The sequence below is a fragment of the Dokdonella immobilis genome, assembly GCF_900115085.1.
Lineage (GTDB): Bacteria > Pseudomonadota > Gammaproteobacteria > Xanthomonadales > Rhodanobacteraceae > Dokdonella > Dokdonella immobilis.
On sequence record NZ_FOVF01000045.1, the window covers coordinates 1 to 20548 of the forward strand.

Annotated in this window: 15 protein-coding genes and 1 pseudogene; 7 read left to right on the plus strand and 9 right to left on the minus strand. The window is 58.5% G+C overall.

From position 1 onward, the window contains the following. Window positions 1-520 precede the first annotated feature (520 nt). Window positions 521-1405 (minus strand): 5'-3' exonuclease, encoded by an 885-nt coding sequence (locus tag BM125_RS18595; protein WP_092410820.1) that lies wholly within the window; start codon window positions 1403-1405, stop codon window positions 521-523. 8 nt (window positions 1406-1413) lie between these two features. Then, window positions 1414-1977, minus strand: coding sequence for a nitroreductase family protein (locus tag BM125_RS18600; RefSeq protein ID WP_092410796.1), 564 nt, complete (start codon window positions 1975-1977; stop codon window positions 1414-1416). A gap of 732 nt (window positions 1978-2709) precedes the next feature. On the opposite strand from BM125_RS18600, the gene BM125_RS18605 reads away from it, so the two are divergent. The 3 genes from BM125_RS18605 to BM125_RS18615 all read left to right on the plus strand — a co-directional run bounded on the left by BM125_RS18605 (window position 2710) and on the right by BM125_RS18615 (window position 5664). Continuing rightward, window positions 2710-3846, plus strand: coding sequence for a Re/Si-specific NAD(P)(+) transhydrogenase subunit alpha (locus tag BM125_RS18605; RefSeq protein WP_092410798.1), 1137 nt, complete (start codon window positions 2710-2712; stop codon window positions 3844-3846). Then, complete coding sequence (locus BM125_RS18610; protein WP_092410800.1) at window positions 3843-4133, plus strand: NAD(P) transhydrogenase subunit alpha part 2; 291 nt, start codon at window positions 3843-3845, stop codon at window positions 4131-4133. Before BM125_RS18605 ends, BM125_RS18610 begins: the two co-directional genes overlap by 4 nt. Before the next feature lie 121 nt (window positions 4134-4254). Continuing rightward, window positions 4255-5664: an NAD(P)(+) transhydrogenase (Re/Si-specific) subunit beta gene (locus tag BM125_RS18615; protein ID WP_092410802.1), complete on the plus strand. Its 1410-nt coding sequence runs from the start codon at window positions 4255-4257 to the stop codon at window positions 5662-5664. 80 nt (window positions 5665-5744) lie between these two features. Here the strand turns inward: BM125_RS18615 and BM125_RS19995 are convergent. Beyond that, a pseudogene (locus BM125_RS19995) lies at window positions 5745-5894 on the minus strand (IS256 family transposase); the annotation flags it as partial. Between the two features lie 975 nt (window positions 5895-6869). Here BM125_RS19995 and BM125_RS18620 point away from each other — a divergent pair. Both BM125_RS18620 and BM125_RS20000 read left to right on the plus strand, forming a co-directional pair. Continuing rightward, window positions 6870-7685, plus strand: coding sequence for a DUF3037 domain-containing protein (locus BM125_RS18620; protein ID WP_092410804.1), 816 nt, complete (start codon window positions 6870-6872; stop codon window positions 7683-7685). A gap of 590 nt (window positions 7686-8275) precedes the next feature. Continuing rightward, window positions 8276-9556 (plus strand): nSTAND1 domain-containing NTPase, encoded by a 1281-nt coding sequence (locus tag BM125_RS20000; RefSeq protein ID WP_139225108.1) that lies wholly within the window; start codon window positions 8276-8278, stop codon window positions 9554-9556. Between the two features lie 643 nt (window positions 9557-10199). Here BM125_RS20000 and BM125_RS18625 read toward each other — a convergent pair. The 5 genes from BM125_RS18625 to BM125_RS20365 form a co-directional block, all read right to left on the minus strand. Further along, a complete protein-coding gene (locus BM125_RS18625) occupies window positions 10200-11342 on the minus strand; it encodes a HEPN-associated N-terminal domain-containing protein (protein WP_092410806.1) in 1143 nt (380 codons plus the stop codon). Between the two features lie 332 nt (window positions 11343-11674). Then, window positions 11675-12658 carry a transposase gene (locus tag BM125_RS18630; RefSeq protein ID WP_092410808.1) on the minus strand — a complete coding sequence of 328 codons (984 nt, stop codon included), beginning with the start codon at window positions 12656-12658 and terminating at the stop codon, window positions 11675-11677. A gap of 382 nt (window positions 12659-13040) precedes the next feature. Further along, the gene (locus tag BM125_RS18635) at window positions 13041-13505 is read right to left on the minus strand and encodes a hypothetical protein (RefSeq protein WP_092410810.1); all 465 of its coding nucleotides are present in this window, start codon (window positions 13503-13505) and stop codon (window positions 13041-13043) included. 595 nt (window positions 13506-14100) lie between these two features. Further along, a complete protein-coding gene (locus BM125_RS18640; RefSeq protein ID WP_175498198.1) occupies window positions 14101-14742 on the minus strand; it encodes a YajG family lipoprotein in 642 nt (213 codons plus the stop codon). An 88-nt stretch (window positions 14743-14830) separates the two neighbouring features. Further along, entirely contained in the window at window positions 14831-15712 is an 882-nt protein-coding gene (locus BM125_RS20365; protein WP_175498199.1) for a transposase, read from the minus strand. Between the two features lie 229 nt (window positions 15713-15941). Here BM125_RS20365 and BM125_RS18645 point away from each other — a divergent pair, with 229 nt between their 5' ends. Continuing rightward, entirely contained in the window at window positions 15942-18545 is a 2604-nt protein-coding gene (locus tag BM125_RS18645; protein ID WP_139225109.1) for a Kelch repeat-containing protein, read from the plus strand. 551 nt (window positions 18546-19096) lie between these two features. On the opposite strand, the gene BM125_RS18650 is transcribed toward BM125_RS18645, so the two are convergent. After that, on the minus strand, window positions 19097-19633 hold the full coding sequence (locus tag BM125_RS18650; protein ID WP_092410816.1) for a hypothetical protein: 537 nt from the start codon (window positions 19631-19633) through the stop codon (window positions 19097-19099). Between the two features lie 273 nt (window positions 19634-19906). Between BM125_RS18650 and BM125_RS18655 the strand changes: the two genes are divergently transcribed. After that, window positions 19907-20347, plus strand: coding sequence for a hypothetical protein (locus BM125_RS18655; RefSeq protein ID WP_139225110.1), 441 nt, complete (start codon window positions 19907-19909; stop codon window positions 20345-20347). The last annotated feature ends 201 nt before the right edge of the window (window positions 20348-20548 follow it).

Here is a 20548-nt window from a genome sequence, read left to right on the forward strand (position 1 = left end):
CCAAAATGTATCCTCACGAACACACCCCTCATCGCGAGCGAAAGCATCGCGCCTGAAGGCGCTCCTACGAAGAGCATGCGATGCGCGGCGCGGACTTCGCTGGCCGCCCTCGCGTTTCCGCTCCGTCGTAGGAGCGGCTTCAGCCGCGATGCTCCTTCCACAATGCGCCGAAAGGCATCGGGCCTGAAGGCCTGTCCTACAAAGACCGCGATTTGCGACGCGGACTTCGATGACCCATCCCGCGTTACCGCTCCGTTGTAGGAAGCGGCTTCAGCCGCGATGCTCTTCCCGCACGTTCGTCGAAAAACATCGATCCTGAAGGATCTTCCTACGCAGAGCATGAGATGCGCGGCGCGGGATTCATACAGGAACGCCCCAAAACCTCGCGCCGCCGAATCCCGGTTTTCAACAGCCGAATGGCTGGTCATCCCCAATGACGCGCCGCCTCCAGCGGCTTGCCCTGCGGGCCAGCTTCGCTGTTCGTTCCGACGTCCTGTCTCCACAGTCCCAATCCCCGCATTCACCCCAACGCCCGCACCCGCGCCCGCGTCATCGGCCCGAGGCGCAGCCGATCGAACAAGGCCGAAATCGCCGCATCATCCGGTGCCCGGCGCCCATAGCCATCCAGATCGAGCGGCACCGGCGCATCCATCGCGATGCCGGTCAACTGGCGCGACAACCGCGCCAGCGCCGCATGCTCGCGCAACTTCTGCGACACACTGGCCGCGCCGCGCATGCGCAGGAAGGCGACTTCGTCCGAGCGCGTCAGCAGGGCATCCAGCGTCTCGAAATGCGCCAGCAGGATCGCCGCCGTCTTCGCGCCGATACCCGGGATGCCCGGGATGTTGTCGATCGCATCGCCCATCAGGGCGAGATAGTCGGCGACCTGGGTTGGATGCACGCCGAGCCGCTGCTTGATGCCGTGCGCATTCCAGCGCTGGTCGCGCGAGAAGTCCCATTGCTCGACCCGGTCACCAATGAGCTGGCCGAAGTCCTTGTCGGCCGACACGATCACGGCGTGGCAATCGAGCTTGCCCAGCACGCCGGTCGCGCTGCCGATCAGGTCATCGGCCTCGAAGCTCGAGTCGGTCAACACGGTCAGGCCGAGCGCGGCCGCCACCTCGCGGCAATATTCGAACTGGCGCTTGAGTTCCTCGGGCGGCAGTTCGCGATTGGCCTTGTAGTGTGGGTAGATCGCGTTGCGAAACGACGTGGTCAGCGACTCGTCGAAACAGATCGCCGCATGGGTCGGCTTCGCCCGCTCGAGCAGATCGAGCAGGAAGCGCGTGAAGCCATGCACGGCATTGACCGGATGACCGTCGACGTCGGTGAAGTCCGGCGGTATCGAATGCCAGGCGCGGAACACATACAGGCTGGCATCGACCAGGTAGGCCGACGGCCGCATCGCCACGTTCACGACGTCCACTCGCCGAGCACCTCGGCCAGGGCAACGCGCTGGCGTTCGACGCCGGCTTCCGCCGCCGTGCCAATGTGCACGAAACCGATCACGCGCTCGCCGTCGGCCAGGCCGAGCAGTTCGGCCACTTTGGCGTCATACGCCGCCCAGCCGGTCAGCCATTGCGCACCGAAGCCGAGCGCCTGCGCACCGAGCAGCAGGTTGTAGGCGACGCAGCCGGCCGAAAGCAGCTGCTCTTGCTCGGGAATCTTGTGCCCGCTGACGATCCGCGCGATCACCGCAACGATGACCGGCGCCGCGTTGTAGCGCTCGCGGTCTTTCGTCAGCACGGCCTCCGAGGCCGACGGATCCTGCGCGGCATGGATCTCGGCGAGCCGTGCGCCGAAGCGCGCGCGCGCCTCGCCGCGAATCAATAAAAGGCGCCACGGCGAAAGCCTGCCGTGATCGGGCACCCGGATGGCGGCCGTCAGCAACGATTCGAGCTGGGCCGCGTCAGGCCCGGGTTCGCCAAGCTGGCGCGAAGGCACCGAGAGGCGCTGGTTGAGAAAGTCCAGTGACATGCCCGTTATCCGTATCAAATGGGCCCAGTCTAGCGAATGCGCCACGCCACACCCACACCCGCTTGCCGGCTCGCGGATGCCCTTGGCCCCCGGCCCTGCCCACCTTGCACCGCATATCGCCCGACACCTCACGCGCCGCCTCCCCGTAGGAGCGGCTTCAGTCGCGATGCCCTTCCCCACGCATCGAAAGAGCATCGATCCTGAAGGATCTTCCCGCAAAGAGCATGCGATTCGCGGCGCGGGCTTCATTGGCCAACCCCGCGTTTCCGCTCCGTTGTAGGAGCGGCTTCAGCCGCGATGCCCCACCGCAGCGTACCGAAGAGCATCGATCCTGAAGGATCTTCCTACAAAGAGCATGCGATGCGCGGGGCGGGCCTCGGTGGCCGATCCCGCGTTACCGCTCCGTTGTAGGAGCGGCTTCAGCCGCGATGCTCTACCGCCGCGTACCGAAGAGCATCGATCCTGAAGGATCTTCCTACGAAAAGCATGCGATGCGGGGCGCGGGCCTCGGTGGCCGATCCCGCGTTACCGCTCCGTTGTAGGAGCGGCTTCAGCCGCCATGCCCCTCCCCCGAGCCAACAAGAGCATCGGCCCTGAACACCCTGCGAAGGCGGTGACGACCCACCGCCATCACGGCACACCCGCAACCCCTCCGCCCCCCGACGCAGTCCCCTCGACGTCATTCAGCATCCGGGCTAGGATGCACCCCGGACTTCATGTCGAGGGGGAGCCATGCCGGTCGTCGTTGCCGTATTGCGCGAATCTGCCGAGGGCGAGCGCCGCGTTGCGCTGACTCCTGAAGTCGCGAAGAAACTCAAGGCGCGTGGCGCCCAGATCGTCATGGAAAAAGGCGCCGGTGCTTCGGCCTATTTCCCCGATGCCGCCTTTGCCGACGCCGAAGTCGTCGCCGACGGCCCCACCGCCCTCTCCCGCGCCGACGTGCTGCTGCGCGTGCAGCCGCCGACGGTCGAGGAAATCGGCCACTTGCGGGAAGGCACCGTCGTCATCGCCCACCTCGCCCCGCATCTCGGCCCCGAACGCGTCAAGGCGCTGCGCGATCGCAAGATCACGGCCTTCGCCATGGAACTGCTGCCGCGCACCACGCGCGCCCAGGCCATGGACGTGCTGTCCTCGCAGGCCGGCGTCACCGGCTACAAGGCCGTGCTGATCGCCGCCGAACGCGCCCCGAAATTCTTCCCGATGCTGACCACCGCAGCCGGCACGATCCGGCCGAGCAAGGTTTTGATCGTCGGCGCCGGCGTCGCCGGTCTGCAGGCGATCGCCACGGCCAGGCGCCTCGGCGCCCAGGTCGAAGGCTTCGACGTGCGCCCGGAAACGCGCGAGCAGATCGAATCGCTCGGTGCCAAGTTCCTCGATCTCGGCGTCTCGGCCGCCGGCAGCGGCGGCTATGCCCGCGAACTGACCGCCGAGGAACGCGAGCAGCAACAGCAGGCCCTGGCCAACCATCTGAAGAACATCGACGTGGTCGTGACCACGGCCGCGGTGCCGGGCCGCAAGGCGCCGCGCATCATCAGCGCGGCCATGATCGCCGGCATGAAGCCGGGCGCGGTCATCGTCGACATCGCCGCCGAATCGGGCGGCAACACCGAACTCAGCAAACCCGGCGAAACCGTCGTCACCGACAACGGTGTCAGCGTGATCGGCACGGTCAACCTGCCGGCGACCACGCCGATCAATGCCAGCGAAATGTACGCGCGCAATCTCTACAACTTCCTCGAACTCTCGCTCGCCGACGGCGCGCTGACGCTGAACTGGGAAGATGAACTGATCGCCAAGACCTGTCTCACCCACGCCGGTGAGATCAAGCACGAACCGACCAAGCAGGCGATCGAAGGAGCCTCGTCATGATCGATGGATTTCTCGCTCTCTACATCTTCATGCTCGCCGCCTTCACCGGCAAGGAAATCATCGGCCGCGTGCCGGTCATCCTGCACACGCCGCTGATGTCGGGCTCGAACTTCGTCCACGGCATCGTCCTGGTCGGCGCGATGATCGCCCTGGCCCAGGCCGATACCACCCTGGCCAAGACGATCGGCTTCATCGGCGTCGTGCTCGGCGCGGGCAATGCGGCCGGCGGCTACGTGGTCACCGAGCGCATGCTGGAAATGTTCAAGTCGAGCAAGGACAAGAAGTAGGCGCCACGCCTGCCGGCGCGCCCCTCGCGGCGCGCGGCTCCGCGCCCACACGCCCAAAGGATTGCGATCGCCGATCGCAGTCCGATCAAGAAAATCAATCATGGTATCCGGGGAACACGACATGGCCATGCAAGAAATGCTGATCTGGATCGCCAAGGCGAGCTACTTCCTGGCCGCCGTGCTGTTCATCCTCGGCATCAAGCGCATGGCCTCCCCGGTCACCGCGCGCAAGGGCATCATCCAGGCCGGCATCGGCATGGTCATCGCCACCCTGGCCACCTTCGCCATCACCGGCGCCCACAACATCGAACTGATCATCGCCGGCATCGCGATCGGCGTGATCCCGACCTGGCTCTGGGGCAAGAAGGTCGCGATGACCGACATGCCGCAGATGGTCGCCCTGTTCAATGGCATGGGCGGCGGTTCGGCCGCGGCCATCGGTGCCGGCGAACTGCTCAAGATGTCCAACCCCAATTCCGGCGAACACGCCCTCGTCACCGTCTCGCTGGCCGTGCTCGGCGCCCTGATCGGCTCGGTCTCGATGACTGGCTCGATCATCGCCTGGGCCAAGCTCGATGGTCTGATGGACAAGCGCTTCAATTTCCCGGGCCAGCAGGTCTTCAACTTCCTGGTCTTCGCCGCCGCCCTGGTCGCCGGCATCGCCCTGATCGCCTGGCATGTCGACCCGCGCCTGGTCGTCGCCTTCTTCGCCCTCGCCCTGCTCTTCGGCATCCTCATGACCCTGCCGATCGGCGGCGCCGACATGCCGGTCGTGATCTCGCTGTTCAACGCGCTGACCGGCCTTGCCGTCGCCTTCGAAGGCTACGTCATGCAGATCGAGGCGCTGATCATCGCCGGCACCGTGGTCGGCGCGGCCGGTACCTTCCTGACCCAGCTCATGGCCAAGGCCATGAACCGCCCGATCAGCGGCGTGCTGTTCTCGAACTTCGGTGGTGGCGGCAGCGGCGAGGCGATCGCCGGATCGCAGAAGCCGATCGAGGCGAGCGACGCCGCCTCCCTGCTGTACATGGCCGAGAAGGTCATCATCGTTCCGGGCTACGGCATGGCCGTCGCCCAGGCCCAGCACAAGATCTGGGAACTCACCCAGGCCCTGATCAAGGCCGGCAAGGAAGTGAAGTTCGCCATCCACCCGGTCGCCGGCCGCATGCCCGGCCACATGAACGTGCTGCTCGCCGAAGCCGGCGTGCCCTACGACCTGATCGCCGACATGGACGACATCAACCCCGAGTTCAAGACCTGCGATGTTTCGATCGTCATTGGTGCGAACGACGTGGTGAATCCGGCGGCGAAGACGGACAAGTCATCGCCGATTTATGGGATGCCGATTCTGAATGTTGTCGATTCGCGGCAGACGATTGTGATCAAGCGGGGTAAGGGGACGGGGTTTGCTGGGATTGAGAATGCGCTTTTCTATGCTGATAACACGCGGTTGCTTTATGCGGATGGTAAGGAGGCGGCTAATCAGCTCATTTCTGAGTTGAAGGGGATTGAGGGGGGTGGGGGGCATTGAGGGAGGTTGCCCTCGGCAACTCCAACTGGCCAAATCTGCCAATCGGGAGTCTGTCAAACAAACTGTGTAACTGCGTTTCGTCACAGCGCGTCCAGCGGGACACGCTCTTCGCCGAACATCAGCTGGAAGCTCTGCAGCGCGTGCTTCCAGTGATGAATCGATTTCCAGTTCTTCGAGATCTCGCGGATGGTCAGGAATAGCGCCTTGAGCGCCGCGTCATCATTCGGCGCCAGCACCAATTCTCGATTATTCGAGCGGAATGTCCACACGTTTGCGGACCGCTTGGATCCACCTAACTTGGACTCTCCCAAACTTCGATCGATGAATTGGATCGCGCGATGGCCATACCCGGTTGATTTTCATGGTCATCTCGTGGAGCCTTCCCTGGATCGGACATGTTAGGCTCATGAAATGAATCCCGTTTGGGATCGCATAGGCGTTGGGGCTCAAGGAGGGACTCGTCGCTACGATGAATCAACAGCCAACACTCATTCCTGTAGACATTCAGCGCACGGAGCCTGCTCCGTTTGGCTCCGCCGATTGCACGCACTATGGAATCGGCTTTGATGGCTTGCCATACATTCTGAAACGTGTTGAGAACCACAATCCGCTAATGCCTGTAGCGGAGCTGCTCTGCTCAAGAATGGCCGCAGCAAGCCAAGTGCCCTGTGCCACAGGGCACATAGCTAACCTACCAAATGGGGAGCAGGCGTTTGGCTCTAGAGCAGAGAGTGGCGTCCTTTCTCCGAGGCACGCGGCGGCGCGCCTTACAACAGACGCGACTCTTCTCTTGAAAGTTGCAGGAACACTTTCCACAATTTTTGCGTTTGACGTATTCGTACGGAATGTTGACCGTCACTTCGGCAACTATCTAGTAAGGCAAACATTTGCTGGTCCCGACCTAATGGCAGTCGATCACAGCAGAGCACTTGTCGTCACAGGGTGGCCCGCCAAAAAGATCGACCTGCCGAAGGATTGCAACACACTCTTGTGCCAGGTTGTCCTACGGAAAAAGCAGGCACTCACTCAAGCAGATGCAGTCGCAGCAATCGACAGACTCCTCCAACTTGACGACGATTGGCTAAGTCGCAACATCTGCGACGTTCCAGTGGCATGGTGGCCTACCCCCCAGCGTCAGATCGTCGATCGGTGGTGGAGACGCCACCGCACAAAGCGCCTCGGGCGCATTCGAAGGAGATTGATCAATGCAAATCTTTGATTACTCCTTAATTCGCGCCGTTCCAGACCCTCGTCGCGGCGAGTGGGTAAACATCGGTGTCTGTGTTTATCACACCGGCAACCTCGATGTGCATCTTACCGATAGCTACAACAAGATTAGGGCGCTAGACCCCAATGCAGACTTGAGACTCTTGAGGAGACTCTCCCATGACTGGAACTCAATTTGTGAGGATTTGGGCAGCGCTGTTGCGCGCCAAGCCATTCTTTCAGGGCTGCCCTTCGCCCATGCCTCTCCATTAGCCCAATTTGTTTGCGACACAGAGTCTTACGAAGAGCAAGTTCGGCTTCTTCTGAGAGATCTGATTGTCCCACCTGTCGCCATCCGCGAGAAGCGTGAACCCCGCTTGCGGGCGACGCTCAAGAATCACCTTATTAGGGCCAAACTGTACAGCGAAGATCCTAGTGCGATTTCTCAGCACAAAGTTGTAGCCAATTTCCCAGTCATGGAAGAAGCAAAGCTATTTGCTGATTTCGCTGCCAGAAACGGCGTCATGCACATCACGGAAACAATCGACTTTCGCGTTAAGAGCGATCAGTTGCGAAATCGTCACGGCCAAGCTGCGATCAAATCGATCACACTTGATAAGGCAGGTGAAATTTTCCCTGACTGCAAGCGCAACGTTGTCTTTGCATACAACGATCAAGATCTCGATGAGATACAGCCCTCGCTGAACCTCTTGCGCGACTACAGCATGAACATGTTTAACGCGGGAAATCCAAAGGATCTCGCAGACTTCGTTGAGCTCACCGCCAGCGCACTTCGTCAAAGGCTTGAGCCCTAACAATTCGTTCGTTCAAGCCGATGCCGCCTAGTAGAGCAAATCACAAAGCGGGGACAGCTTATTTGCTGATCTTCGCTACTGCGAGGCGCAGCTCAACTAAAATGCTTGAATCATCCGGCATGCGGGAGTTGAAGATTCTGAGCATGAGCACAAGAAATCTCAAGGTAGCGAGCAGATGCAGCCAGGCCTTGAATCTAGAATCTATGCACATTTCGAGACCCGACCACCTAGGTTGACGGCGAGGCGGACATGGACAAGACGTAGTTTCTCGAACAGTTTAGGGTCAGAGAATTTTTTCACTTCACCGACCAGCGTAGTCTTCCGAGTATTCGGAGCGCTGGAGGTCTGCTCAGCTTCGAAGCGGCAATCGGGACACCCACCATCTGGTTTCGCGTGCTTGCCCGATACATGAGCGAAATCTTGGGCGTCCTATATCACTGCGGAGAACGCTTTCATGCCGATTTTGCTATCGAACAGCATTGCGCTACTGAGTTAAACTCAACACTGGACATGACATCTCGATGGGACGGCGTCGTGTACTCATCCACTAGTTTTCTCTTGGCGTTAGTTATGCACAAAGGGATCTACCAATGCCAACTCTCACGGAAATTGAAAACGCCTTTCAGCCAGCTCGTGAAGTCGACTCTGCGGAGAGATTCGCGGGTCGTCGAGATAGCTTGTCGGACGCCTATTTCGGACTACTAGGTAAAGGTTCGAACATCGCAATAGTTGGCAATCGCGGAATTGGAAAATCATCGCTGGCACGTCAACTCTCTTCGATCGCCAGTGGCGACAATGCATTGCTTGAGAGGCTTGAGCTGGCTCATGACAGACCGCTTGATTTTATGACGGTGTATTTCGCCTGCGGCAAGTCCACAACGAATGTTCAAGATCTTCTAGAGCGACTTCTCACAACCTCGAGTTGCCTTGGTGACTGGATTTACGACATTCCAAATGCCAAAAAAGAACTCGAGTCCTATTCCCCTGAACTCAGCGCAAAAGTTTTTGGTGTCGGAGTATCACTTGCCGGCGAGAAAGCAACAGAAGCGACATCTGTCGCTGCCGTTGATAAGCATACTATTGACACTGTTTTCACGAATGTCTGCGCGGCGATTGCCAACGAAGGACTCGCTCGTGACGGGCTTTTGATTGTCATCGATGAATTCGATCAGGTCCGCGACCCAACCGGAATGGCAGGGCTCATGAAATCGTTTGCATCGAATGTGCCTAAGGTAAAATTTTGTCTTGTTGGCGTAGCGAGAGACATACAGTACTTGATGAAAGAACATGAATCTGCGGACCGATTGTTTGCAGGAAGCATCGTGGTCCTACCTCCGATGACCGACGACGAGCTTACGCAGATAGTGCGTATCGCTGAATCGGCTATTGACCACAGCATCCGGTTCTCAGAACCGGCGACTGGTCAACTCGTGCGCTTGGCACAAGGGCACCCTTACATGGTGCATTTAGTTGGAAAATACGCGCTTCGTACCGGGTACCAAAACAAAATTGAGATGATTGAACAGAATTCGATTGACGACGCCCTCCGCGCAATTGCCGAAAGAGGCGCCGATCCTGTGCTCGAAGGAAGATACAAAAAAGCAGTCGGATCCTCCTCGCAACGCGAAGCCGTGCTGAGAGCGCTCGCGAAAGTGCGATCTGCGGATGGTGAGTGCTGGACCACGGATGCGTACAAAATCGCATTGGACGAAGGAGTAGACAATTCAAGCCAATATGTTGGTCAACTTGTAACTGAAGAGTACGGTGCAGAGATAGAGAAGGTTCGTGAACGATATTATCGTTTCACAGATTCTCTCCTTGCGGCATATGTTCTAGCCCGACCACGCCAATTTTCTAAAGTTGAGATCTAGGCGAAACAACCGAGACACCCACAGCCTTGACCCTTTATCCCCAATGCTCGCAAAAATTGGGACACCCAGAAGTTTAGCCCGCCCAGCTCGCTTGGCGACAAAAGTCGTTGACCAGAACGTTCGATGGTTGGATCGGCGCGGTGGAATCAGTACACGCCCAATTCGACGATCAGTAGTAGTCGTCTTCGCGCTGATGGCGCACTGCGAGGATGGTGACTGTAGTGCCATCGGTGATTTCAAACAGGGGGCGCGGGGTCACAGGGGGCGCGCACAGGGGGCGCGGGGTCAAGGGGGCGCGGGGTCAGGTCTATCTTCGTACCAGTGACCACGATTCGGGACACCCAGAATTAGCTGATACCGGGAACACGCGCGCTCGGTGCCGCCGAGCTACCGAGAGGCATGACACGTGGATTTGAGGGCGAGCATTGGCACCGCCTATCAGCAACGACTGGGAGACCCAATATCTTTCGAGATGTCCAAGCCGCGAAATCAGGCGTCAGTAATCGGTAAGGACACCCCAAAAATTGTTTCGACAACGCCTAACGGCAATGAGATACCTTGGACCTTGCCTCCTCTCCGTTGGGTCCAGAATGTGGGACGAACTCCAAGAAGCCAAACTGTGTCAGCCTTCTGGATCGTGCTTTCAACTACCTCTATTTCGAATTTTCTTGGTCTCACTTTTAGTAAGCTTAAACCATAGATCTTGGGGCAATTCGTACCATTTCGACTTTGCCTTTGGCACTACATTGGCTGACGTGGCGAAGAAGACGTAGTTCAGAGCGCCTGAAATTTTCGCGCTTCTATAGCAGACTCCGTCGATCACCATACCGTGGACACCGCGTTCTCGAACGTATTCAGTGACAACCTGGCTCGGAAGATAGTCGAGATGTGCTGCGTTGTCCCGCGCCACGGGCTGTTCGATGGCGTCCCTAAATTTGTAAAGGAATTGAATGGTCTGTCGTTTTTCGCGCGATTCGGAACTGAAAAATCCCGGCACGGGAGGAAGTTTCGCTAGATCGACGACACGGAGATCTTTCAATATCCTAAAGTGCCCCAACGACAACTCGTTACCTGGCGTTTCGGCTATTGCAGTTTCTTTGCGATCAGCGACGTAGAACATGGGTATACCAATGGGATTCATCCGATTGGCCTGCAGAGCTGCCTCGACTGGCGGCGGGCCTAGTTCCTGCGCGGTCGTAAATGGAGCCATTTTTGAGCTCGCTCTCGCTCTGTAAACAATTTCTCCCGACTTCAGCGTCCGAATTAGCTTGAGCTCATGCACCCATCGAAGGATTACGTCGAGCATTCGCGCTGGCGAAATGCTGTCGTGATCATCCGCATCTACACCAAATTCCTGGAAGAAAAAGCGTCGATGATGCTTTATCGCTTCACAGAAGTGTTCCCAACCGATTAAAAGCGCTTGGTCGACCTCAAGCGATGTCCAGTCGTACTCGCACCACGTGTCATCCCCAATCTCGCCAACTAGACGCAAAAACAGCTTATTTCTCTCGTCGCGGGGAAAGTCTACATGATCTAAAAGGAGTTCCGCGGTAGACCAAGTTGTGCCCTGATAACCGCCCTCCGCGCTGTCGTACGGCAAGTCTTCAACCGCAGATCCATATGCCTTTTCAAAAGCCTCCCGCAGAAATTCAACCAAATGCTCCACCGAGATCGTTCGGATACGCGTTGTGCGACAAAAATCACAACGTGAGACAGTTCCATTCGCCCGTATAAATTCTTCAATGTCGAAACTGCCTTCGAAGCACTTCCAGCAGACTCTATCCATCTTCAATCACTCGGCGGTTCGAATATGAAGACGAGATGTTAATCCTTTGTTGGCAATGCCGACACAGCGGAATCGGACGGAACAACCGTGCGAACAACCGGGAGATATAGACGACCGATTGGGACACCCACAAAATCGCCCGGAGCCGCCTGATGGCAGAACCTGCCGCCGACCTCGGTGAAAACCTGACCCAGCGCACTCCACCTCGGTCGAACTCCGCGCTTTGGGGCGCGCGAACGAGCCCCGTTCGTGGAATGGGCCGGCGATTTCCAGATGCCGCCCACACCCCTACCTCGGCGAGTCCGATTCGCCGCGTAGTTTTGAGGGTTGAGTCAGGCCGCTAGAGGTCGCAGCAGCCGCTGTGCGCTTCCGATGCCCTTGAGCCAGCCCTGCCCCATCGCCACGGCTTTCTCGATCAAGGCCTGGGCGGAGCCGATTGCTCGCCAGTAGTTCGTTTCGGTGCCGAGCATCTGTTGATGCCATTGGCGTTCGCTCAGACCGAGTTTGCGCAGGATGGGCGGTTCCCTCGACTCGATGCGACCGCGCTTGTCGCCGCGGGTGAGTCGGGCGGTCCAGTCGATCAGGTCGAGGTAGTCTTCGGTGATGATGGAAGCGAGGCCGGATGCCAGAGCGGTTTTGATCGATGCGAGTGGCTGTTGCGCTCGTTCGGGATGCTCGCGAAGGCCCGCGATCCGGTGATTGGCGCTGGTGTGTGTCGATGATTCCAGGTTCTCGGCTATTCCGGCCCGGATCGGATTCAGATCGACATAGCTCATGCAGGTGAGTACAGCGGCGTCATCGAGCAGGGCCTGGCACTTGTAGCGGCCCTCCCAGAAGCGTCCGGTGCAGGCATCCTCACGATTGGCTCGCCGCGCGATCGGTTCGTTCAGGCTGCGCATGAACCAGGCCAGGCTGCCCAGCCGTTGGCGACAGACGGCGAGGCGATCGGCATTGCTCAGCAGCGTCTCTTCCTTCTGGCGACAAGCCGCCTCATCGACTTCGCTGTCCCTCATGGCCGGAAACAGCCGAATCCAGCGGCTCGCCACCTCTTCCGGCCTCCATGCCGCCGCTGTCGGCGGATCGATCCGCAGCACGACATGCACATGGTTGCTCATCACGGCATAGGCCTGGATGCCAACGGCAAAGATCTCGGCCAGTTCGAGCAGGCGCTGCTCGACCCACTCCCGCCGATGTTCATAGGACCTGCCGCTGTACGGATCAATCCCGCACAGCCAGGCACGTCGCACGCATCGCGAGATGCAGTGGTAGAAGCCGGGCGTCTCAGAATCGACAAGGAGGCTGCGGGCAGAGGTCATGCCCGAAGCGTGGCCTCAGGGCAGCGCCTTGTATGTAGGAAATCTCCTACCCGGTGCGTAGGGATTTGCCGGAATCATGGATGTTCCGCATTTCGACCGTCCCGCATTTCAACCGCAGCATGTTCTTTTGCGCGCCGATAGAGGGTGACGACCCGAGCCTTCGGATCACCGAACACGCCCCTGACGGCGGCTCGTGGTCGGAAGCCAGCGAAAGCGTAGGTGTCCAGGAGGCGCCTGGTTCGCGAGGAGGATTTGGCCATCGGTATAGCGTGCCAGAATCCGGGCGACTCCGAACCGTCGCAAAGCCCGCTGCGGCGAGGCTTCCCGGCACTTCAGGTCGGCGAAATCACCCACACGCTTCCACGAAGAACCTTTTTTGAGGCTACTCGTCGCAGCGCCAGCTTTCAATTTGATTGAAGACCGCCGCTTCGATGCGCTCCATTTGCAATTCTTCCGGAATCCGCTGCGTCGACGCGAATCGATAGGTGATCGAGTACTGTGGACCGGGGACATAGCGCTCGCATCGATAGCCCTTAGGATCCGCAGAATCTGCACCTACTGGACTATTTTTCGCTTCCGAACAAGAAGCAAGCAAAAGATCGGAATCCATGAGTCGATTCTCCGTCGTATTCGCTTGCAGGTTGCCTCGTTTCCATATCCACCAGGAGTCGGACATGCGTCGATTGAAAATCACAAGAAGTCCTGTCTCAGGATCCACCGTGTATTCGGTCGCCGCATCCTTTGACAAGGCCTCGAACATCGCCGCTTCCTTGATTTCAGCCCAAGCCACATTGTGCTTGATCGAAAGTGCATCTACGTCCGCGCTGATGAAGGTGTCAGGCAACATACATGAGTCTCGATCCTTGGCAGACAATCGAAAACAACCCCCGAACGAGAAGCCAAGCGCCTTTCCCGGAGGATCTCGAGGAACGAACCACACCCCAGGGGGCACATAGCCTATGTCGGGGACACAGAAGGCGCCACCTGCTCCGTCTACAACAAAATGGTTTCTCTTAGCACATGAAGCGACCAGCATACACACGATCACAATCCTCAACATTGTTGCGCGACACATAGCTGCTATTCGCATGATGGTGATTCGCACCAATCGTAAATCAATCGCCCCCCCCAAAGGAGGTTGTCCGAACACGAACAATCGGGACACCCACAGAATCGCCCGGCTCCCCATGATGGCAGAACCTGCCGCCAACCTCGGACGAATCCGGGACACCCACTTTTTGGTCCCAACAGGTTTTCGACCCGCTCTGCCGTACTCACGGAGAACAGTTTGGCCAGTCCGTGTTGTCGATCGATGTGGGTCGAGCAAGAAAGTACGAAGCAGGTGAAACCGGACAGACCCAACGCGAGCGGACCGAACACGAACCGCGGTTTGACGACGTGCCGAACCGGCGTTGCGGATCGGCGCGTTGGGCTCAGAAGCTCTAGAACGCTTCGTCGAGCTTGGCCTTGTAGTCTTCGAAGCCACGCCGATAGGCTTCGATCCAGTTGCCTTCGCGGCCCGATTGACCGTTGTTCTTGCCGTAGGCGCGGATGTCGACGGTCTTCGACTCGCCGTCGTGGGTCACATGCAGGGTGGTTTCGATCTTCGACTCCATCGTCACCGACCACATGCCTGGCGTGAACCACGCCCAGAACTTCTCGATGTCGGCATCGACTTCGATGCCCGAATTTCCGAGCTTGCTGCGATCGTCGACAACGGTATAGCCGGCCGCGCTGAACGACTGCCGAAGCAGGTCGCGCATCACGTCGACGACGGTCTGGTTGCCTTCGAGCAGGATGTCGCCCATCGCGCGACCAAAGCCGTTGCGCTTGCGTGCGATCGCCTTGGCTTTGACCTCCGCACTATCTGTCGTCGCGCTGCCACCCTTGAGCGATGGTACGGACGGATCGGACGGCTTGTCCTCGAAGACGCGGTTGTCATGGACTTCGTCGATGAAGACCGGTGTACCAGCTGTCGTCGTCACGCTCGCTGGCGTGACGTTCAACGACATCGAACCGCGGTTCGTCGCGCAGCCGCACATGACCAGCGCTGCCACCAGCAGCAATCCGATTTTCGAATTCATTGATTGTCCCCTGTTATAAAGAATGCCCCGGTGTGAATCTGCAGGTACGCTCCGTGCCGTTCGCAATCTACGAATCCGGCGCACTGAATCAGCCCTGCGATAACACCCCAGAATCTTTGCACAAGGCCGCGTTGTGCCGCAAGGCACCCGTTCTGCCCCGATCCCTGGCGACATCCGGGACATATATTGACGCCCCCTCCAAATCACGGACCGAGCGGAGACCGAACGGGGACACCCAAGTATTGCCATCATTTTTGGATGTCCCATAGTTTCGTTGCGTTGCCATCATTTTGGATGTCCCATAGTCTCGTTGCGCTCGTTCGGGATGCTCGCGAAGGCCCGCGATCCGGTAGTTGGCGCTCGTGTGTATCGATGATTCCAGGTTCTCGGCAATTCCGGCCCGGATCGGGTTCAGATCGACATAGCTCATGCAGGTGAGCACGGCGGCGTCATCGAGCAGGGCCTGGCACTTGTAGCGGCCCTCCCAGAAGCGTCCGGTGCAGGCGTCCTCACGATTGGCTCGCCGCGCGATGGGCTCGTTCAGGCTGCGCATGAACCAGGCCAGGCTGCCCAGCCGTTGGCGACAGACGGCGAGGCGATCGGCATTGCTCAGCAGCGTCTCTTCCTTCTGGCGGCAAGCCGCCTCATCAACTTCGCTGTCCCTCATGGCCGGAAACAGCCGAACCCAGCGGCTCGCCACCTCTTCCGGGCTCCATGCCACCGCTGTCGGCGGATCGATCCGCTGCACGACATGCACATGGTTGCTCATCACGGCATAGGCATGGATGCCGACGGCGAAGATCTCGGCCAGTTCGAGCAGGCGCTGCTCGACCCACTCCCGCCGATGTTCATAGGACTTGCCGTTGTACGGATCCATACCGCACAACCAGGCACGTCGCACGCATCGCGAGATGCAGTGGTAGACGCCGGGCGTGTGCGGATCGACAAGGAGGCTGCGGGCAGTGGTCATGCCGACAGCGTGACGTCAGGGCAACGCCTTGTCCGTAGGACATTTCTGACACCGCGCGTAGGGAATTGTCGGAATCATGGGTGTCCCGCTTTTTGCGATTTTTGCGCTTTTCGCGCTTTTCGCGCTTTTCGGTCGCGGGATTGTGAACGTCCCGGTCTCCTCCGCGAGGCTTCTTCCGCTCGTTTCGCTGCCTGTCTTGCCTTAAGATTGCAAAGGCAGAAGTTTCATCTTGTTCGAATTCGTTTCGAATCTTCGAGGGCTCATGCAATCTATTGATCGAAAGACAACTCGGCTCAACACGCTGATCTGCGGTCTGGTGTTCCTTGTCTACCTGCAGTCGTCAGCTCTCGCCGTAACTGGTGCCTGGAACTCGGCTGGAAGTCTATCGGCGGGCCGCACCGAACAAACCTCCACGCTGCTTCCTTCCGGGAAAGTTTTGCAGGTAGGGGGAGTGTCGGGGAAGAGCATACTCTCGAGCGCGGAGTTGTACGACCCCTCGAAGAACAACTGGAGTCAGGCGGGAAGTTTGTCTCAAGCCCGTTTCTGGCACACGGCTACTCTCCTGCCAACGGGCAAGATATTGGTGGTTGGTGGGTCCGGCGCCAGTTCGGCGCTTGCGAGCGCCGAACTGTTCGATCCTGCCACTAACGGCTGGACCCTCGCGGGCAGTATGACAACTGCACGCTACTTGCATTCAGCCACGCTATTGCCTACCGGCTTGGTTCTGGTTGTTGGTGGGTCCGGATTTAACAGTGGCCCAATCGCAACGGCAGAGATCTACAACCCCGCCACAAATTCATGGAGCGCCGTTCGAAGCCCGCCAACAGCACGTTACTATCACACCGCCACGCTTTTACCCTCTGGTAAGGTGCTTATCGCGGGAGGGGCCAGTGATTTTCCGCTTTCCAGCACTGAGACATACGATCCGGCGACCAACACGTGGAACTCAGCGGGAAACTTGTCGGGCCCTCGGTACCTCCATTCGGCAACCTTGTTGTCTTCGGGAGAAGTCTTGGTTGCTGGTGGCGCCACGAATGGTGGTACGACCCTCAACAGCGCTGAACTCTACGATCCGGGAGCAAACGTATGGAGACCGGCAGGAAGTCTCGTCAATGCGCGCTCAATACATGTCGCTGCGCTGCTGCCGTCGGGAAAGGTTTTGGTTGCGGGTGGCTTTTCGAATTCTGGAATTCTATCGAGCGCCGAACTTTACGACGCTAACAGCAATACGTGGAGCGTGACCGGAGGGCTTGCTAGCCGTCGCTTTGATGCATCGGCAACTTTGCTTACGTCCGGCGAATTCTTGTTGGCAGGAGGTGAAGAAACCCCTGGAGGAAACGTACTGGACAGCGCGGAGCGATATGATCCCGTCGTCACCGATTCGAGTCCAGCAAGCAGCCTACTCATTGGGCGTTCTCTTCAGACCCTTACTCTACTGCGCTCCGGCGAAGTCCTTGCCGCTGGAGGCATAGGCGTCAATTCCAGCACCCTTGCCACTGCTGAGCGCTACAATCATTTGAGCAATTCATGGGTTGCATCGGGTAGCTTGGCGACCGCGCGTGCGATGCACACTGCAACGCTTCTTTCGTCGGGCAGGGTGCTCGTTGTTGGCGGAATAAACGACACCGGCGTGGTCGGAAGTGCAGAGCTCTACCGCCCCTTCTTGAACAATTGGGAACCGGCGGGAGATCTTGTTTTCTCACGTGCGGCGCATACCGCCACGTTGCTCGGTTCCGGCCAGGTATTAGTTGTGGGTGGCTACAACAGGGAAGGTGCATCTGTGGGTAGCGCCGAGTTGTTCGATCCGACCAGCAATTCCTGGAGCCCGGCCGGAAGCCTTTGGACATCTCGCTTCAGGCATACGGCCACGCTGTTGACGAACGGCAAGATCCTGATTACAGGGGGCCGCGGAGACGGCGGCGACCTTGCTACGGCGGAGCTCTACGATCCTGTCAGCAACAACTGGAGCCCCGCGGGAAACTTGGCAATTGCGCGCAGTGGTCATACTGCAACGCTACTCACTTCAGGAAAGGTGCTTGTCGCCGGTGGAGCGCATGATGCCAATAATGCAATTGCCAGTGCTGAGCTCTACGATCCTGCAACGAACTCCTGGACCATGGCGGGCAGTCTCGCGATCGCCCGTGAATTTCATTCTGCAACGCTACTGCCATCCGGCAAGATATTGATTGCGGGAGGATCCGGTGATTCCGGCTATCTCGACAGCGTTGAGATATATGACCCTTCAAGTGACAACTGGAGCCTGACCACCAGCCTGCTGAACGCGCGCGCTTTTTCGTCCACCGTTCTCCTTCCTACCGGGCGATTGCTCGTAGCCGGCGGACGGAATGCTTCCACGGTGGCTCTCAATGAGGCCGAGTCATACGATCCCAATTTCGGTTTTGATGAGATACGCCGACCAATCATCGAGAGCGTCGGCGCGTCAGTCGAGGTCACCGCCGCCCTGCATCTTGAGGGCAGCGGGTTTAACGGCAACGGCGAGGCTTCGAGCGGATCCAATGCATCCAATAGCGCCACCAACTTTCCAATCGTGCAGTTACAACGCATCGACAACGAGCAGATTGCGTGGACGTCGCCAGCTATTGGTTCGGCTCGTTCTGACAACGTGTACCTCAGCGCGCCTCTGCCAGCGATATTGCCTGGCCCATACAGATTGGTCATGTATGTGAATTCAATACCGAGCATTTCGGAGATTGTCGTAGTGAAATCGGACGTCATTTTTCGTGACGGCTTCGAGGCTCCTGAGTTGGCCAAGCAAGAATACCCTGGCAATAATCAGGACCCACAAAATCGCCCGGGTCCGCCCAATGGCTGAATCGGTCGCCGATCTAGGTGAAAACCTGACCCAACGCACGTCACCTGGACCGAAATTCCCGCTTTGGGGCGCGCCAGAGAGCGCCGCTCGAGGAATCAGCCGACGATTTCCAGAAACCGCCCACTCCCCTTCCTGAGGGAGTCCGATTCGTCGCGTAGTCCTGAACATTGAGTCAGACCGTTGGAGGTCGCAGCAGTCGCTGCGCCGCTCCGATGCCCTTGAGCCAGCCCTGCCCCATCGCCACGGCTTTCTTGCGGTTCCGGACACTCATGATTCTGCCAAGCATTCGTGACCAGATAGTGGGTGTCCCGGTTCGCGTCTGCCGTTGTACGGATCAATACCGCACAGCCAGGCACGTCGCACGCATCGCGAGATGCAGTGGTAGAAGCCTGGCGTGTGCGGATTGACAAGGAGGCTGCGGGCAGTGGTCATGCCCGAAGCGTGGCCTCAGGGCAGCGCCTTGTCTGTAGGAAATTTCCTACCCGGTGCTTAGGGATTTTCTGGAATTATGGATGTTCCGCTTTTCGTCCCGCTTTTCGATGTGCGCTGCCTTACTCGATGGTAAAGCTCTGCAGTTCCACGGGTATGAACGTCGACACGAGCAAATGGAAGTCGCCCTCAATCGCGGAAGAATTGCGCGAGTCGATGTAGAGGTAGTAGCGGTGCCCCGGAATGAGCTGCTCGTCGACGTGGAGCATCTCCATGACGCCTGCACCGCCCAGGTCTACAGCTGCCACGCACGTCGCGCCGTCGTCGAGTCCGCTTAGCGCGTACACAATGAGATCGTATCCCGGCTGCGGTGTAACGTAAAAGTCAAGATGCAACGGAAACGACGTATTGCCGGTCTGAGCAAGCCACGTGTAGACCACGTCTGGACCCTGCACGGCACTGAATCCGCTGCAGGCCGCCGAGGCAAGCGTCGACACAAAGTCTGACTGTCCCACCGTGCTCGCATCGATGGTCTGAAACAGTGCCGTCAATTCGGGTATTCCTGAGCCGTCGGGCGAGCGAAGCGAGTTGGCGGCGATGCTGGTCACCGGGGAAAAACCCGCGAAAGCCGCGAGGATCGACAGGGAAAAACGTGACATGCATTTCACCCATGGTGGAATAGCCTGAGACTGCACCACCTTGCGCACCAGATCAATTGATTTGACCGCGGCATGCCGCCAACAGGGACGTCAACTGGGCTATTCGGCATTCTGATGACTGGGACACCCACTCTCTGATCCCGTATGCTTGCCAAAATGATGGGTGTCCGTGACCATGGGTCTGACAATGTCGTAAGTTTCCTCGGGTGTGTTCAGGGTCCATAATCAAGTCGACGGATAACGTAACTGATCCTTCGTTTGGGAGGGCTTCTCATGAACTCCGCAGAGCTTATTTATTATGTCTGCCTTGTTGCTCCTTTGGCGTGGCTTGCATTCTTAGCGCTTCGTCCTTTTCTTGCCAACATGAATCGCTTGCTGTTCATCGTCGTCGGAATGACTCTATACGGGTTTTTCGTGAAAGCGTTCGTAGTTCCACTAACTCGCGTGCAGGATGCCCAACTCGTCGCCGCAAAGAACATGGCCACAATGATTGGATCGCCAACCTCCGATGCGTCGACTCAACTGGGCCTTGGAATATTCGTCTATCTCGGAATTGCGTTGACAGTGACCTGCCTCTTAATGCTGTGGATTCAACGAGTGTTGACACGCAGCCCCGATGCAACGTCCCGCAAGACCAGCAGCGCAGACATGAATCCGGGCGGACATGGCAGGACCGATGGTTACTCGCCAAGCAACGGTAACGCCGGAGGCTAGCGTTTCATACGTTGACTACCCAAAAAAGCAGCCGGCCGTGCCGGCTGCTTTTTTTTTGCACCAGGCGCGATTCAGTAACGCGATTGATCCGAGACCGGGACACCCATCACCTCACGATCCGGGACACCCACTTTCTCTTCCGCTCCGACGCCACAGGCCTACCTTGGTATTGCTTGTCGGGCGAGGCGGAGTGGGCTTGTG